Origin of the sequence: Acidiphilium sp. 20-67-58, assembly GCF_002255515.1 — a bacterium.
Lineage (GTDB): Bacteria > Pseudomonadota > Alphaproteobacteria > Acetobacterales > Acetobacteraceae > Acidiphilium.
This window is the reverse complement of record NZ_NCAS01000002.1, coordinates 1-14,963: the sequence shown is the minus strand read 5'-3', so window position 1 is coordinate 14,963 and position 14,963 is coordinate 1. Positions and strand designations below refer to the sequence as shown.

The 14,963-nt window shown below is 67.0% G+C and carries 15 protein-coding genes; 9 read left to right on the top strand and 6 right to left on the bottom strand.

Features of this window, described 5'->3' with window-relative positions; genetic code table 11:
• Nucleotides 1–49 precede the first annotated feature (49 nt).
• Nucleotides 50–403, bottom strand: coding sequence for a hypothetical protein (locus B7Z76_RS01025; protein WP_174502458.1), 354 nt, complete (start codon nucleotides 401–403; stop codon nucleotides 50–52).
• A 195-nt stretch (nucleotides 404–598) separates the two neighbouring features.
• Between B7Z76_RS01025 and B7Z76_RS01020 the strand changes: the two genes are divergently transcribed.
• From B7Z76_RS01020 to hemN, 4 genes are all read left to right on the top strand, one after another.
• Complete coding sequence (locus tag B7Z76_RS01020; RefSeq protein WP_291341718.1) at nucleotides 599–1,258, top strand: GntR family transcriptional regulator; 660 nt, start codon at nucleotides 599–601, stop codon at nucleotides 1,256–1,258.
• 33 nt (nucleotides 1,259–1,291) lie between these two features.
• Nucleotides 1,292–2,098 carry a phytanoyl-CoA dioxygenase family protein gene (locus B7Z76_RS01015; protein ID WP_291341717.1) on the top strand — a complete coding sequence of 269 codons (807 nt, stop codon included), beginning with the start codon at nucleotides 1,292–1,294 and terminating at the stop codon, nucleotides 2,096–2,098.
• A gap of 4 nt (nucleotides 2,099–2,102) precedes the next feature.
• Nucleotides 2,103–3,446, top strand: a complete 1,344-nt coding sequence (locus B7Z76_RS01010; RefSeq protein WP_291341716.1) for an NAD(P)H-dependent oxidoreductase — start codon at nucleotides 2,103–2,105, stop codon at nucleotides 3,444–3,446.
• A 66-nt stretch (nucleotides 3,447–3,512) separates the two neighbouring features.
• Nucleotides 3,513–4,847: an oxygen-independent coproporphyrinogen III oxidase gene (gene hemN, locus B7Z76_RS01005; protein ID WP_291341715.1), complete on the top strand. Its 1,335-nt coding sequence runs from the start codon at nucleotides 3,513–3,515 to the stop codon at nucleotides 4,845–4,847.
• A 6-nt stretch (nucleotides 4,848–4,853) separates the two neighbouring features.
• On the opposite strand, the gene B7Z76_RS01000 is transcribed toward hemN, so the two are convergent.
• The gene (locus tag B7Z76_RS01000; protein ID WP_291341714.1) at nucleotides 4,854–7,193 is read right to left on the bottom strand and encodes a xanthine dehydrogenase family protein molybdopterin-binding subunit; all 2,340 of its coding nucleotides are present in this window, start codon (nucleotides 7,191–7,193) and stop codon (nucleotides 4,854–4,856) included.
• Between the two features lie 34 nt (nucleotides 7,194–7,227).
• Entirely contained in the window at nucleotides 7,228–7,923 is a 696-nt protein-coding gene (locus tag B7Z76_RS00995) for an SDR family NAD(P)-dependent oxidoreductase (RefSeq protein WP_174502464.1), read from the bottom strand.
• A gap of 215 nt (nucleotides 7,924–8,138) precedes the next feature.
• Between B7Z76_RS00995 and B7Z76_RS00990 the strand changes: the two genes are divergently transcribed.
• Both B7Z76_RS00990 and B7Z76_RS00985 read left to right on the top strand, forming a co-directional pair.
• The gene (locus tag B7Z76_RS00990; RefSeq protein ID WP_174502465.1) at nucleotides 8,139–8,564 is read left to right on the top strand and encodes a c-type cytochrome; all 426 of its coding nucleotides are present in this window, start codon (nucleotides 8,139–8,141) and stop codon (nucleotides 8,562–8,564) included.
• Between the two features lie 68 nt (nucleotides 8,565–8,632).
• Nucleotides 8,633–10,339, top strand: a complete 1,707-nt coding sequence (locus B7Z76_RS00985) for a PQQ-binding-like beta-propeller repeat protein (RefSeq protein ID WP_174502466.1) — start codon at nucleotides 8,633–8,635, stop codon at nucleotides 10,337–10,339.
• Between the two features lie 83 nt (nucleotides 10,340–10,422).
• On the opposite strand, the gene B7Z76_RS00980 is transcribed toward B7Z76_RS00985, so the two are convergent.
• The gene (locus B7Z76_RS00980; protein WP_174502467.1) at nucleotides 10,423–10,734 is read right to left on the bottom strand and encodes a hypothetical protein; all 312 of its coding nucleotides are present in this window, start codon (nucleotides 10,732–10,734) and stop codon (nucleotides 10,423–10,425) included.
• A 113-nt stretch (nucleotides 10,735–10,847) separates the two neighbouring features.
• Here B7Z76_RS00980 and B7Z76_RS16315 point away from each other — a divergent pair, with 113 nt between their 5' ends.
• Nucleotides 10,848–11,105 carry a transposase gene (locus B7Z76_RS16315; RefSeq protein WP_366925305.1) on the top strand — a complete coding sequence of 86 codons (258 nt, stop codon included), beginning with the start codon at nucleotides 10,848–10,850 and terminating at the stop codon, nucleotides 11,103–11,105.
• A gap of 257 nt (nucleotides 11,106–11,362) precedes the next feature.
• On the opposite strand, the gene B7Z76_RS00975 is transcribed toward B7Z76_RS16315, so the two are convergent.
• Nucleotides 11,363–12,985 carry an ABC-F family ATP-binding cassette domain-containing protein gene (locus tag B7Z76_RS00975; protein ID WP_291341713.1) on the bottom strand — a complete coding sequence of 541 codons (1,623 nt, stop codon included), beginning with the start codon at nucleotides 12,983–12,985 and terminating at the stop codon, nucleotides 11,363–11,365.
• A 237-nt stretch (nucleotides 12,986–13,222) separates the two neighbouring features.
• Between B7Z76_RS00975 and B7Z76_RS00970 the strand changes: the two genes are divergently transcribed.
• Nucleotides 13,223–13,615, top strand: coding sequence for a transposase (locus tag B7Z76_RS00970; protein ID WP_291341712.1), 393 nt, complete (start codon nucleotides 13,223–13,225; stop codon nucleotides 13,613–13,615).
• 224 nt (nucleotides 13,616–13,839) lie between these two features.
• Nucleotides 13,840–14,187 carry a transposase gene (locus tag B7Z76_RS00965; RefSeq protein ID WP_291341711.1) on the top strand — a complete coding sequence of 116 codons (348 nt, stop codon included), beginning with the start codon at nucleotides 13,840–13,842 and terminating at the stop codon, nucleotides 14,185–14,187.
• Here the strand turns inward: B7Z76_RS00965 and B7Z76_RS00960 are convergent.
• Nucleotides 14,184–14,963 (bottom strand): IS3 family transposase (locus B7Z76_RS00960; RefSeq protein WP_291341710.1); only part of this gene is annotated, 780 nt, incomplete at its 5' end. The genes B7Z76_RS00965 and B7Z76_RS00960 overlap by 4 nt on opposite strands.

The following is a 14,963-nucleotide window of genomic DNA, read 5'->3' as shown; positions in this document are numbered from 1 at the left end:
CGGCGGCGCCGGCCCGGCGCCAAGTTCAACGCCAGTTTCAACGCCAGACTCAACGCCAGTCTGGCTGCGGATACGTGCCGTAATAGCCGTAATACCCGTAATAGCCGTGATGGTGGTGATGATGATGGTGGTGCTGGTAGTAGCGGTAGCGGCGATAGGCATGGTGGTGGTGATGGTGGTGGTGGTCGACCAGGTCCAGCCGGGCCGGCGGCGCCTCTGCCCTGGCGCGGGCGAGCAGCGCGTCATGCGCGCGGAGAATGGCGGCGGGCGCCTCCACCGGGGCAAGCAGCTCGGCATAGTTCGCGGCCTGGGGTAGCGGCGCGGGCTCGGCCAGGGAGGTTGCGGGTGCGGCGGCGGCGAGACCGCCCAGCGCGCCGAGAAGCCCGATCGTGGTTCGTTCCATCTGCGCTCTCCTTTCGGTTGCAGCGTCATAGAAGCGGTGGGGCGTGTCATTTCTGTGACTGAACTGCGGCGGAATCCATAAATCCATGTCATTCGGTCGCCGCAGGGGATAGGCCGACGAAGCGCGAGGGCGGCATTTGACGCGGTCGCGGACTTGGCGCAGAATTTTGGAATTCCGAATGCGAATGGAACACGGATGGAGCGGATCGAGACCGCCGAGACGCTGATCGACCAGGTCTATGAACGGGTGGTGGAGGCGATCGCCGATGGGGCGCTGCCGGCGGGCACGCGCATCCGCCAGGGCGAACTCGCAGCACGGCTCGGCGTCTCCCGCCAGCCGGTCAGCCACGCGCTGCATCTGCTGCACCGCCAGGGGCTGCTGCGCGAGAGCGGCCGCAAGGGGTTCGAAATCGCCCCGGATGACCCCGCGCGGATCGCCCAGATCTATGACGTGCGCGCGGCTCTCGACGGGCTGGCCGCAAGCCGCGCCGCCGCCCGGCGGGATGAGGCCGCACTTGCCGAGCTTGACGCCATCATCGCCGCGACGAGGAACGCCCAGGGTATTCCGGCGCTGCTGCGGCTCGACCTTGCCTTTCACCGCGCGCTCTACCGTGCCTCGGGCAATCCGGTGTTCGAGGCGATGACGGACCCGCATTTCCCCGCCCTCGCCCGTGCCATGGCGGCGGTGCTGGAAGCCGAAGACTACCGCGCCCGCGCCGCGCGCGAACACGAGACGATCCTCGCCAGGGTGCGCGAGGGCGATGCGGCGGGGGCCGAGGCGGCGGCGCGCGACCATGCGCGCAATGCCGGCGAGATCACCGCCCGCCGCCTCGCCGATCGTGCGCAGGCGGGCTGACGTTCAACATAATACGGACCAGGAGGAGACAACATGAAACTGACCCAGCAGCAGATCGAGGATTTCCACCGCGAGGGCTGGCTGTTCCTACCCGAGCTGTTCAGCCCCGAGGAGGTGGCGCTGCTCAAGTGTGAATCCGAGGCGATCTATCGTGAGCATCGCCCGGAAGTGTGGCGCGAGAAGAACGGCGCGCCGCGCACCGCCTTCGCCGCGCATACGTATAACGAGGCCTTCGGCACGCTCGGCGCGCATCCGCGGCTAATCGGGCCGGTCGAGCAGATCTTCGGCGAGCAGGTGTACATGCACCAGTACAAGATCAACGCGAAGGCGGCCTTTACCGGCGAGGTCTGGCAGTGGCACCAGGATTACGGCACCTGGAAGCGCGATGACGGGATGCTGGAGCCGCGGGCGATAAACATTTCGGTGTTCCTCGACGAGGTGATGCCGATCAACGGCCCGCTGCTGCTGGTGCCGCGCAGCCATAATGCCGGCGACCTGGAAGCGCGCCACGATGTCGAGACCACCTCCTACCCGCTCTGGACGCTGGACGAGGCAACGGTGAGCCGGCTCGTCGCCGAAGGCGGGATCGTCGCCCCTACCGGCAAGCCGGGCGGCGTGCTGATGTTCCACGGCAATCTCGTGCATGGCTCGGCCGGGAACATCACGCCCTATCCGCGCCGCATCGTCTATCTCACGCTCAACGCGGTCTCCAACCACATCCGCACGCCGACGCGGCCGGAGTTCATCGCGCATCAGGATTTCGCGCCGATCGTGCCGGTGGCCGACGACGCGCTGGCGCGGCTGGCGGCGGCATCCCAGCCCCGCGCCGCGGCCGAATAAGGCGATGAACCTCTCCCACCTCCTCGCCGCCCGGGCCGACGCCGGGCGGCCGGTTCGCGTGCTGCTGATCGGCGCCGGGAAATTCGGCTCGATGTTCCTCTCGCAGGTGCCGCATACCAGGGGCATCGAGGTCGCCGCCATCGCCGATCTGCGGCCGGACGCCGCGCGCGCCGCGTGCCGCGCCGTCGGCTGGGACGAGGCGCTGATCGCCGCCACAATCTTCACCGACGATGCAACCGCCGAACTGCGGCGCGAGGATATCGACGTGGTGATCGAGGCGACCGGCAACCCGCCGGCCGGCATCGCCCACGCCCGCGCCGCCTTCGCTGCCGGCAAGCCGGTGGTGATGGTCAATGTCGAGGCCGATGCGCTGGCCGGCCCGCTGCTTGCCGCCGAGGCGGATGCGGCGGGGGTGACCTATTCGCTCGCCTATGGCGACCAGCCCGCCCTCGTCGCCGAGATGGTGGACTGGGCGCGGGCCTGCGGGTTTTCCGTGGTTGCCGCCGGCAAGGGCACGAAATACCTGCCGCTCTATCATGGCGTCACCCCGGATACGGTGTGGCAGCATTACGGGCTGACGGCGGAGCAGGCGCGCGAGGGCGGGATGAACCCGCAAATGTTCAACTCCTTTCTCGACGGCACCAAATCCGCGATCGAGATGGCGGCGATCGCCAATGCGACCGGCCTGGCCGTGCCCTCGTCCGGCCTGCATTTCCCGGCCTGCGGGGTGGATGATCTGCCGCATCTGCTGCGCCCGCGCGCAGCGGGCGGGATGCTGGAGCGGTCCGGCATGGTCGAGGTGGTCTCCTCGCTGGAGCGCGACGGGCGGCCGGTGTTTCGCGACTTGCGCTGGGGTGTCTATGCCGTGTTCGAGGCGCCGAACGACTATGCGGCCGCCTGCTTTGCGCAGTACGGGCTGCGGACCGATGCCTCGGGCCGCTATGCAGCGATGTACAAGCCCTATCACCTGATCGGGCTGGAGCTGAACGTCTCGGTACTGTCGGTCGCGTTGCGCGGCGAGCCGACCGGGCGGCCGCGCGGGTTTGCCGGCGATGTCGTCGCCATCGCCAAGCGGGATCTGGCGGCGGGTGAGGTGCTCGATGGCGAGGGCGGCTATACGGTGTGGGGCAAGCTGCTGCCGGCGCAGGCGAGCCTTGCCGCCGGCGCCCTGCCGATTGGTCTCGCGCATCACGCGCGGCTGCGGCGCGGCATCGCCGAGGGCGAGGTGGTGGGGTGGGACGATGTCGATTTCGCCGCCGCCGGATCGGCGCTGCAGACTGCGATCGCGGCACGGCGGGAGATGGAACGGCGCTTCGCCGCCCCCCGCGCCGCGGCGGGCGCCGCCTGAGCGCAAGCCGCAGCGTCCTTGATCTCGATCAAGGACGCTGCGGCCCCGGCGGCTCAGAGAAGATGCATGGAACAGGCCCTTCTCGCGCGCTATGACCGCCCCCTGCCCCGCTACACCAGCTATCCGACCGCGCCGCATTTCTCCGCCGCGACCGGGGCGAAGGACTATGCCCTCTGGCTTGCCGCGATTGAGCCCGATGCCCGCGCCTCGCTCTACCTGCATGTGCCGTTTTGTCGCAGCATGTGCTGGTTCTGCGGCTGCACCACCAGCGCGGTGCACAGCGTCAGCGCGCTGGAGCGCTACGCGACGGCGCTGGAAACCGAGATCGGCCGCGTCGCCGCCGCGATCGGCCATCGCCTGCGAGCCGGGCAGATCCATTGGGGCGGCGGCACGCCGACCGCCCTGCCCGCACCGCTGCTGCGCCGGGTGCATGCGGCGCTCGCCCGCCATTTCACGCTTGATGACACGACCGAAATCGCCATCGAGATCGACCCGCGCACCCTGCCGGACGACGCCACGGCGCTGCTGCGCGATCTCGCCGTCACCCGCGTCAGCCTCGGGGTTCAGGATTTCGCCCCCGCGGTGCAGGCGGCAATCGGGCGGCACCAGAGCGTCGCCCAGACCAAAGCCGCCGCCGATGCGGCGCGGGCGGCGGGCATCGCCTCGGTGAATTTCGACCTCGTCTATGGCCTGCCGTTCCAGACCATCGAGTCGCTGGAGGCGACGATCGGCGAGGTTCTCGCCCTCGGGCCGGACCGCGTCGCGCTCTACGGCTATGCCCATGTGCCGTGGACGCGCAAGCGCCAGCAGGTGATCGCTGAGCGCGCCCTGCCGGACACCGCGGCGCGCTTCGCCCAGCAACAGCGCGCCGCCGAACTGCTGGTCGCCGCCGGCTACCGCCAGATCGGGCTCGACCATTTCGCAAGGCCCGAGGATATGATGGCGCGCGCCGCCGGCACCGGCGCGCTGCGGCGCAATTTCCAGGGGTATACGGTCGACCCCTCCGACCTGCTGATCGGCCTCGGCGCCTCGGCGATCTCGCGTCTGCCGCAGGGCTATGCGCAGAACGCGGTTGGCACCCAGCCCTACCTCGCCGCGATCGAGGCCGGCGGGCTCGCCATCGCCAAGGGGCTGGCGCTGGATAACGAGGACCGGCTGCGCGGGGCGATCATCGAGCGGTTGATGTGCGACCTCGAAGTCGATCTCGCGACGTTCGACGCCGATCCTGAGCGTTTTGGCGCCGAAGGCGCGGCGCTGGCGCCGATGGAGGCGGATGGGTTGCTACGCCGCGAGGGCAGCCGCGTGATCGTCACCGAGGCCGGGCGGCCGTTCCTGCGCCATGCCGCCGCCGCCTTCGATGCCTGGCTCGGCCAGGCGGGGCGGCACGCCGCGGCGATCTGAGCGGGGTCAAAATTCCGACTCGCGGATCGCCTCCCAGACCCGCAGCGGGGTGCAGGGCAAAGGCGGCAGCGTCGCACCGATCGACCGCAGCGCGTCCGCCACCGCATTGGCCACCGCCGGCAGTGCGCCGGTCGTGCCCGCCTCGCCCAGCCCCTTGGCGCCAAGCGGATTGTTGGGCGATGGGGTCGGCAGGTCGAGCGTGACGAAACCGGGAACGTCGGCCGCGCGGGGCATCGTGTAGTCCATGAAACTGCCGGTCAGCGGCTGGCCGGCGGAATCATAGCGCATCCCCTCGCCCAGCACGCCGCCCACGCCCTGGACGATGCCGCCATGGATCTGCCCTTCGGCGACACGGGGATTGACCAACACGCCTGAATCATCGGCCGCGACGTAGCGCACCAGCCGGACCAGCCCGGTTTCGCGGTCGATCTCCACCTCGGCGACGTGGCAGCCGGAGGGGAAGGTCGCGGCGACGGGTTTTACCCCGGTAACGGCGATCTCGCCGCCGGCGGCCGCAACCGCCGCGGCGAGGGTCATCACCGGGGAGCCGTCGCGCCGGAGGATGGCGCCGCTGGCAATGGCGAGGTCCTCCGGTGCTTCGTTGGCGCGCAGCCCGGCGAGGCCGAGCAACCGCGCGCGCAGGGCGGCACCGGCATCGGCCACCGCGCTGCCGGCGCTCACCGTCGAGCGCGAGCCGATCGAACCGGCGCCGGCCAGCGTGCTGCCGGGCGGGCTTGCCACGAGTTCGATATCAGCCGGGTCGAGCCCGGTTTCGCGAGCGAGGATGAAGGCATAGGTCTCCGCCTGGCTCTGCCCACTACCGCCGGTCACCGTCTCGATCCGGGCTACGGCGCGACCGTCGGCGAGGGACAGCGTCACCCTCGCCTCGTCCTGCGCGGCTGCACCGCCGCCGGCGATTTCGGTGAACAGCGCGGCGCCGCGCCCGAGAAGCGCGCCGCGCGCGGCAGCTTCGGCGCGGCGGGCGGCGATATCGTCCCAGCCGGATCCCACCCGGGCGGCGGCGATCAGCGCGGTATAGTCGGCGCTGTCATAGGTTGCACCGAGCGCGGTGCGCCAGGGAAAGGCAGCGGCGGGGATCGCGTTGCGCGCCCGCAGGTCGAGCGGGTCGGCGCCGGTTGCGGCGGCGGCCTCATCCACGAGGCGCTCGACCAGCAGCGCGATGTCCGGCCGCCCGGCGCCGCGATAGGGGCCGAGCGGCCCGGCATTGGTGAAATATTGCGCGAACCGCGCATGCGCCGCCGGGATCGCGTAGGTGCCGGTGCCCGATTGCAGCGCGTTATGGACGTTCACGAAGGCGCCGACGGTGGTGACATAGGCGCCGAGATCGGCGTGATACTCGATCTCGATCGCGGTGAAGCGGAGATCGGCATCGAGCGCGAGGCGGCCGGAGAGCCTGGTCCCGCGGCCATGATTGTCGTTGAGGAAGGCTTCGCCGCGGGTCGGCACGTAGCGCACCGTCCGGCCGGTGGCGCGGGCGGCGAGCAGGAGAGCGGCGTGCTCGGGATAGGCCGGGCTGCGCAGGCCGAACCCACCGCCGACATCGGGCAGCTCGATCATGATGCGCGAGGCCGGGACGCCGAGCACGGCCTCGAGATCGAGCCGGATCTCGTTGATACCCTGGTGCGGGGTGGCGAGGTGATAGACGGCCGAAGCCGCGTCATACCGCGCGACGATGCCGCCCGGCTCCATCGTGGAGGGGGCGAGGCGCGGCAGGTCGAACCGCACTGCGGCCACATGCACCGCCGCGGCGAAGGCGGCGGCGACCGATGCGGCATCGCCCGCGGCATGCAGGAAGGCGAGATTGCCCGGCGCCTCTTGATGGATCGGCGGGGTGTGAGGTGCTGCGTCGAGCCCGACCACCGGGGGCAGCATGTCGTATTCCACCGCGATCGCCTCCGCCGCATCCATCGCCGCGGCAAGGGTTTCAGCGACCACGCAGGCGACCGGCTCGCCGGCATAGCGCACCCGCCCCTGCGCCAGCACCGGACGGAACGGGGCGATGAGCGGGCGCTCGCCCTCGGCGCCGTAGCGCATCAGGGCGCGGAAATTGCCGAAGCCGGCGGTGGCGCAATCCTCGCCGGTCAGCACCGCGACGACGCCCGGTATCGCCCGCGCCGCCGCCGCATCGAGCGAGACGATCGCGGCATGGGCGTGAGGCGACCGCAGGAAGGCGGCCGCCAGCGCGCCCGCCGGCTGGATATCCGCGACATAGCGCCCTGCCCCGCTGACCCAGCGGGTCCGGTCGCGCGCCGATTGCGTGGGGCGGCCCGAACCGACCGATCCGTCCGTCTCTCGCACCTGCGACGCGGCGTGTGGGGAGGTCATCTCAACAACTCATCTCGATGGTTCACTCAATGATTCACCAGGGCAGTTCGGCGCCGGTATAGTCGAAGAAGGCGAGGCCGGGCGTGCCGCGCCGGGCGATCAGCTGGTCGACCACGCGGGGGATGCTCTCGCCGATGGAGAGCGTTGCCTGCGGGCCGCCCATCTCGGTCCGCACCCAGCCGGGGGCGACGAGGGCTAGGCTGCGGGACGAGCCCTTGTGACGGACGGCGTAGCTGCGCATCAGCGTGTTCAGCGCCGCCTTGCTGGCGCGATAGGCCTCGAACATGCCGGTCGTGTTGTTGGCCACACTACCGAGGCCGGAGGACATCAGCCCGATCCCGCCATCCGGTGCCACGAGGTCGCCCAGCGCCTCGACCGCGCGCATCGGGCTGAGCGCGTTGGTCACCATCAGCTCGACGAAGGTTTCGGTGCTGACCGCGCCGATCGGCGCCGCCGGGTCGTTGGCGATTCCGGCATTGACGAAGAGCTGGTCGAATACCTGCCCCTCCAGCCGGGCGCGCAGGGCAGCGAGCTGGCCGGGATCGTTGATGTCGAGCGATTCGATAACGAGCCGCCCGCCGTCCCGCCCGGCGAGGTCGTGCAGGCCGGTGCGGGCGGCGCCGCGCACCGTCGCAGTGACGTGCCAGCCGCGGCCGAGATACTCCTCCGCCATCGCGAGGCCAAGGCCGCGCGAGGCGCCGATGATGAGACAGGATGGGTGCGTTGCCATGCGATTCTCCACTCCGATGCGCCAAATTTACGGCGAGGCTACGACGATTCCCGCGCATCCGGCCAGACGCGGCCGGGGCAGGCGTGGCGAAGCGGAACATTTCGCTGCCGCCGCAATCGCCGCCGCTTTACAGGACCGCGGGGTTCATTTAGGTGCCGCGTAACGAATATGAGAACAACGCCCGGTTGCGGGCCTACTGAACATGGGGAACATTCATGACAAACCGACACAGGGCCGTGCTCGCCCTGGCAGCCGCCGCGATGCTGGCGCTGCCCGGGATTGCTTCGGCAGGCTGCGCGAGCGGCGATTTCACCACCGCACAGGCGACGACCGGCAAGACCCTCTACGATACGAACTGCGCTGCCTGCCACATGACGAATCTGGAGGGCGGCTCGGGCCCGGCGATCGGCGGGGCGAAGTTCAAGTCCTATCTCGACTTCACCAAGATCACCGGTACGCAATTGCTTGCCTTCATCAAGTCGCAGATGCCGTATCAGGCGCCCGGCAGCCTCAAGCCGGCCGAATATGACGCGATCTTCGCGTATATCCTGCAGCAGAACGGCTATCCGTCCGGCGCCACAGCGCTCGACGCCAAGACCGCCTCCTGCGTCAAGATGCTGCCTTATCCGGGCAAGTCCTGACGTTGGACGGACTGCCGGCTGCCCGCGTGCGGCCGGATCTGGCTGAAACCACAGGGGAAACTCACAAAATGACAACAACGGACAATCAATCCCGCCTCATGCGCCGGGTTCGGCTTGCCGCGCTGCCGGCGGCAGCACTGCTCGGCCTCGCCCTCGCGCAGTCGGCGCAGGCCGGCGCGGTGAAGGCCGAGGGGTCGGAGACCGGCGGGCAGACCGCGAAGGTCGGCAAGACCATCACCTCGGACGTCAATGTCTCCACCACCATGCTGGAAGCGGCGCCGAAGGCTGATGCGAACTGGCTGGTCAACGGCCGCGATTTCGACAATTCGCGCTTCTCGCCGCTCAAGCAGATCGATTCGGCCAATGTGAAGGATCTCGCGCCGGTTGCCATCGCGCAGACCGGCTACAGCGCGAGCTTCGAGACCACGCCGCTGGTGGTCAATGGCGTGATGTATCTGACCACGCCGATGGTGAACTCCAAGCAGGCGCTGATCGCGATGAACGCGACCAACGGCCAGACGCTGTGGACCTATACCTACACGGACGGCCAGAACCAGATCTGCTGCGGCCCGGTGAACCGCGGCGCGGCGGCGTCGAACGGCAAGGTCTACATGCTGACGCTGGACGATCATCTCGTCGCGGTGAACGCGAAGACTGGCGAGCAGGAATGGTCGACCACGGTTGCCGATCCGCGCTATGGCTATTCGGAGACGATGGCGCCGACCGTCTACAAGAACATGGTCATCATCGGCAGCGCCGGCGGCGAGTGGCCGATCCGCGGCTTCGTTGCGGCCTATGACGCGACGACCGGCAAGCAGATCTGGCGCTTCCATACCACCGACAGCAAGGCCGGCTGGGAAGGCGATTCGTGGAAGACCGGCGGCGGCACCGTGTGGACGACGCCGACGGTCGATCCGAAGCGGGGCCTGCTGATCTTCGCGACCGGCAACCCGAACCCCGACCTCAACGGCTCGGCGCGCAAGGGCGACAACCGCTATACCGACTCGATCGTCGCGCTGAACATCAATACCGGCAAGCTCGTCTGGTATTACCAGGAAGTGAAGCACGACGTGTGGGACTATGACGCCGTCAGCAACGCGATGCTGTTCGACGTGCGGGATCACGGCAAGATGGTTCCGGCCGTCGGCGAGGCGGGCAAGACGGCGTGGTACTACATCGTCAACCGCGAGACCGGCAAGCTGATCCGCAAGTCCGAACCGTTCGACATGCAGAAGAACATGTTCGCGCAGCCGACGACGAAGGGCGTGCAGATGCTGCCGGGTGCGAATGGTGGCGCCGAGTGGTCGCCGCCGGCGTTCTCGCCGATGACCCGCGACGTGTACGTGATGGGCATGAACCAGCTCATGACCTTCACCAACGAGAAGAGCAGCCCGGCCATCCCCGGCCAGATCCGCCTCGGCAGCACGTTCAAGAATGTCGATCACGGCATCCAGAACGGCACGCTGACGGCGATCAACGTCGATACCGGCAAGATCCGCTGGAACGACACGCTGCCGGAGCCGATGATGGGCGGCGTCCTGGCGACGGCGGGCAACCTGGTGTTCACCGGGGAGGGCAATGGCTGGTTTGACGCGATGGACGCGAAGACCGGCAAGCGCCTGTGGCGGTTCAACCTCGGCGCCGGCGTGAACGCCCCGCCGGTTGCCTATTCGGTGAATGGCCGCGAATACATCGCGGTGGCCGCCGGTGGCAATTTCCAGCTCAGCTATCCGTATGGCGACGCGGTGGCGATCTTCGCGCTGCCGAAGAAGTAAGCTGGCCGCATGGCTTGAAGACGGGCCGGGGCGCGACGCGCTCCGGCCTTTTTCATGTCCCCGATCCGGGGAGACCTGATGCTTCAGCTGCCGCCAGGAAAGCCGCCAAGCGGGCTGGGGTTGAAGTTGATCTGCTCGTCCATCATCGCCTTCGCCATCTCCATCTCGGCGCGGGCCATGTGCATCATCGCCTCGTGCTCGCGCCGCGGCGCGATGGCAAAATCGGTATGATAGGTTCGGTTGATCTTGGTGATCAGCGTTTCGACATGAGTGATATCAGCCTTCATGGCGGCGGTCTGTTGCGGCGAGCGGGCTGTCGCGGCATCGCCCTGCTGGGCGAGGGCCGTGCCGGTGCCGGCGAGCGCGAGGGCGCCGAGCAGAAAGATTGTTTTCATCGTATCCTCCTTGCGTGATCCGTCGTGCGGATCGTCGCCGCCTCCCGCCTCCGCCCTTCCGGCATCGCTTCGTGCGGCTTCGTAAAGATGCCGGCTCAGGCTCGGGGATTCCAATGCCGTTTGATTATCGTTTCGATGCCGTGAGAGGCTGGGCGGGCGGCTCCTCGCATGAACCCAATGGCCGCCGGGTACTGAGCGGCATCCTGCATCGCTTTCGCGAGGGCTTGCGGTGGCGAGCGCTTCCTGGGGCCTACGGACCACGAACCAGTGTGATCAAGCGGTTCAACCGCTGGAGCCAACGAGGCCTCTGGCAGGAGGTCTTTGCGGCTCTTGTCGCCTGCGCGGACCCGCCGCGCATCGCCACACGCTAGAGCACGTTCCGATCCATCCGAATCGGATGCCGTGCTCTAACTTATTCATAAACAGAGCATCATCCGATCAGATGACTCCATCTGATCGGATGATGCTCCAAGACAAAACCGCACGAAATGTGCTCGCAGGTATCTGCCTCGTCCTCGCCGTCACATCATTGATCAGTCGAGTCCAGAACCTGGATCGACTTTGGAACGGCCGCTTTTCCGACGTGCCAACCGGGAAGCGGACCGACCGGTGTCGGCCCCGGCCTGGTTCACCCGTGCAGACCGGGTGCCTCCTGGCCCGTGCGGGCCACGTATTCGGTATATCCGCCGTCATAGTCATGGATACCTTCCCGGGTGAGCTCCAATACCCGGTTAGAAAGCGCGGCGAGGAAGTGGCGATCATGCGAGACGAACAACATGGTGCCCTCGTAGTTCGAGAGTGCGGTGATGAGCATCTCCTTCGTCGCGAGGTCGAGATGGTTGGTGGGCTCGTCAAGGACCAGGAAATTTGGCGGGTCGTAGAGCATCAACGCCATGACGAGCCGCGCCTTCTCCCCACCCGAGAGCTGGCGGCAGCGCTTTTCCACCTCGTCACCTGAGAAACCGAATGCCCCGGCCAGCGTACGCAGGCTACCCTGGCCCGCATGCGGGAAGGCAGCATCGAGTGTTGCGAAGATTGTGGCGTCGCCGTCCAGCTGGTCCATGGCGTGCTGGGCGAAGTAACCCATCTTCACGCTGCCCCCCAGGGTCACCGTGCCGGTATCGGGCGAAGTGCTGCCGGTTACCAGCTTCAGCAGCGTGGATTTGCCCGCGCCATTCACGCCGAGCACGCAGCAGCGCTCCTTGCGGCGGATCAGCAATTCGAGGCCGTCATAGATCACCTTGCTGCCATAGCGCTTGGAGACGCCGCGCAGCTTGGCTACGTCATCACCCGAACGCGGGGCGGGGCGGAACTCGAAGGCGATGGCCTGGCGTCGCTTGGGTGGCTCCACCCGGTCGATCTTGTCCAGTTTCTTCACCCGGCTCTGCACTTGCGCGGCGTGCGAGGCACGGGCCTTGAAGCGCTCGATGAACGCGATCTCCTTGGCGAGCGTCGCCTGCTGGCGCTCGAACTGCGCCTGCTGGTGCCTCTCATTCAGGGCGCTCTGGCGGGCGTAGAACTCATAGTCGCCGGAGAAGCTGGTGAGATTGCCGCCGTCGATCTCGATGACCTTGTTGATGATGCGGTTCATGAATTCGCGGTCGTGCGAGGTCATCATCAGCGCGCCGTCGTAACCGGCGAGGAACTGCTCCAGCCATATGAGGCTCTCCAGGTCGAGATGGTTGCTTGGCTCGTCCAGCAACATCACGTCCGGGCGCATGAGCAGAATGCGCGCAAGTGCCACGCGCATCTTCCAGCCGCCGGAGAGCAGGCCCACGTCGCCGTCCATCATCTCCTGGCTGAAGCCGAGGCCGTCGAGCACCTCGCGCGCCTTGCCCTCCAGTGCGTAGCCGCCCAGTTCCTCGAAGCGCGCCTGGACCTCGCCATAGCGTTCCAGGATGGTATCCAGTTGGTCGGCCTTTTCGGGATCGGCCAGAGCGGCTTCGAGCTTTGCCAGTTCCTCACCCACCTCGCTCACCGGTCCGGCACCGGCGATCACCTCGGCTACGGCGCTGCGGCCCGCCATCTCGCCGACATCCTGGCTGAACAAGCCAATGCTGATGCCGCGATCGATGAGGATGTTGCCCTCGTCGGGAGGCTCCTGACCGGTGATCAGGCGAAACAGTGTGGACTTCCCAGCACCATTGGGGCCAACAAGGCCAATCTTCTCGCCCCGCTGCAAGGCAGCTGACGCCTCGACAAAGATCAGGCGGGTGCCGTTCTGCTTGCTGATATTATCCAGACGAATCATGGGTCCTCGGTGGCCGGAATTGCCGGGAGTTCTTAAAGCAACTCCCCGGGACCGTGAACCGCAGGGGCGTTGCCAAAATGAACCCGGAGTTCGGGTGCATCCGATCGCGTTCCAGCGGCTATATTCGTTGAGTTAAAAGTCATGGATCCCGTGGCGTGCCTTGCGCGGCTCAAGTCGTGATCGGGGCTCCGGCGACTCGCGTGTTGGCGGCGAATGGGCTTCCCGCACAGCCACCGCATGACCACCACCTTGGTCGCCGACCCGCGCATGACCAGCATGGTCGCGCCCATGGTGCTTGATGGGCCGATCAACGGCTACTGGTTCGCAGCCCGCATTGCATTTATCCTTGTCCCGGAACTGCGGCCGGGCGACGTCGTCATCATGGATACCCTGTCGAGCCACAGACGTGCATCGGTGCAGGTGCTCATCGAGGCCGCAGGCGCAACACTACGCTTCCTCCCGCCCTATAGCCCTGACTTCAACCCGAACGAAAACGCCTTCGCCCGCCTCGAGGCCATGCTGCAAAAAGCCGGTGAGCGAACCGTCTCTGCCATGTTGGACCTCGTCGGCAGGCTCGCCGATATCTTCAAGCCCGCCGAGTGCGCCAACGACTTCCGCTCATGCGGATAAGAACTTGATTGAGCGTAAGACGCTTGAGATGTCCTCGAATGGATCGGAACAACTGAAGGATTCAGCACTGCTGTGGAGCGGTTGCAGCGGAATTTCGGGTTCTCTGTCCCGGAGCAGATCCCTCGTGAGAATATGGCGTCCAATCAGCTGGACACCCGCAATAACCCTGTGAAGGTTGTTGAATTCGTGATTCACTGAGCGGGTCGTGAATTGGAGGCGGGTGGATGGAGGCGTGGTCGCTATTCGGGCTCTCGGAGCATCTTGAGCGTCTGAGCAAGACGGGGGACCCGCTGGAGGTTCTGGAAGCGACGGTCGATTTCGAGCATTTCCGTGGCTGGCTGGTTGAAGGACTGGGCTACGGGGACGGAGCCAGGGGTGGCCGCCCGCCCTTCGACCCTGTTTCGATGTTCAAGGCGCTGATCCTTCAGGCCCAGCAGAATCTGAGCGATGCCAGGATGGAGTTCATGATCCGGGACCGCCTGTCCTGGATGCGCTTCCTGCGCTTTGATCTTGGCGGGCCGACGCCGGATGAACCGCCCCGGGTTTGCCGGAGGCCATTTGAGTTAAGCTAAGCGGCGATCTTCATCTGGTCGAGTGTGGCGAAATATCGTTGTTCGGCTTCGGCGGGCGGGATGTTGCCGATCGGCTCGAGAAGGCGCCTGTGGTTAAACCAGTCGACCCATTCGAGCGTTGCGAACTCGACGGCCTCCAACGATTTCCACGGCCCGCGACGACGGATGACCTCGGTCTTGTAAAGGCCGTTGATGCTCTCGGCGAGAGCGTTGTCGTAGCTATCGCCGACACTGCCGACGGACGGTTCGATGCCGGCCTCCATCAGGCGCTCGGTGTATTTGATCGAGACATACTGGCTGCCCCGGTCGCTATGATGGACGAGCCCGCCGCTACGCACCGGGCGTCTGTCGTGAAGAGCCTGTTCCAGGGCATCGAGGACGAAGCCGGCATGCGCCGTGCGGCTTACCCGCCAGCCAACGATACGCCGGGCGAATGTATCGATGACAAACGCCACATACACAAAGCCCTGCCAGGTCGCGACATAAGTGAAGTCGGAGACCCAGAGCATATTCGGCGCCGGCGCCTGGAACTGGCGGTTGACGCGGTCCTGTGGGCAGGGTGTCGCCCTGTCGCTGATCGTCGTCCTGACCGGCTTGCCGCGGATCACGCCCTGCAGGCCGATGATCCGCATCAACCGCTCCACCGTGCAGAGGGCAACAGCGCATCCTTCCCGCTGCAACTGCCGCCAGACCTTGCGCGCACCGTAGACCTCGAAATTCTCCGCGAACACGCGCCGGATATCCGCCTCGAGCGCCTCATCCCGCCGGGCGCGTTC

Coding starts and splice junctions, on each gene's coding strand:
- B7Z76_RS01025 (WP_174502458.1), bottom strand. CDS start 403: ATGGAACGAACCACGATCGGGCTTCTCGGCGCGCTGGGCGGTCTCGCC.
- B7Z76_RS01020 (WP_291341718.1), top strand. CDS start 599: ATGGAGCGGATCGAGACCGCCGAGACGCTGATCGACCAGGTCTATGAA.
- B7Z76_RS01015 (WP_291341717.1), top strand. CDS start 1,292: ATGAAACTGACCCAGCAGCAGATCGAGGATTTCCACCGCGAGGGCTGG.
- B7Z76_RS01010 (WP_291341716.1), top strand. CDS start 2,103: ATGAACCTCTCCCACCTCCTCGCCGCCCGGGCCGACGCCGGGCGGCCG.
- hemN (WP_291341715.1), top strand. CDS start 3,513: ATGGAACAGGCCCTTCTCGCGCGCTATGACCGCCCCCTGCCCCGCTAC.
- B7Z76_RS01000 (WP_291341714.1), bottom strand. CDS start 7,193: ATGACCTCCCCACACGCCGCGTCGCAGGTGCGAGAGACGGACGGATCG.
- B7Z76_RS00995 (WP_174502464.1), bottom strand. CDS start 7,923: ATGGCAACGCACCCATCCTGTCTCATCATCGGCGCCTCGCGCGGCCTT.
- B7Z76_RS00990 (WP_174502465.1), top strand. CDS start 8,139: ATGACAAACCGACACAGGGCCGTGCTCGCCCTGGCAGCCGCCGCGATG.
- B7Z76_RS00985 (WP_174502466.1), top strand. CDS start 8,633: ATGACAACAACGGACAATCAATCCCGCCTCATGCGCCGGGTTCGGCTT.
- B7Z76_RS00980 (WP_174502467.1), bottom strand. CDS start 10,734: ATGAAAACAATCTTTCTGCTCGGCGCCCTCGCGCTCGCCGGCACCGGC.
- B7Z76_RS16315 (WP_366925305.1), top strand. CDS start 10,848: ATGCCGTTTGATTATCGTTTCGATGCCGTGAGAGGCTGGGCGGGCGGC.
- B7Z76_RS00975 (WP_291341713.1), bottom strand. CDS start 12,985: ATGATTCGTCTGGATAATATCAGCAAGCAGAACGGCACCCGCCTGATC.
- B7Z76_RS00970 (WP_291341712.1), top strand. CDS start 13,223: ATGACCACCACCTTGGTCGCCGACCCGCGCATGACCAGCATGGTCGCG.
- B7Z76_RS00965 (WP_291341711.1), top strand. CDS start 13,840: ATGGAGGCGTGGTCGCTATTCGGGCTCTCGGAGCATCTTGAGCGTCTG.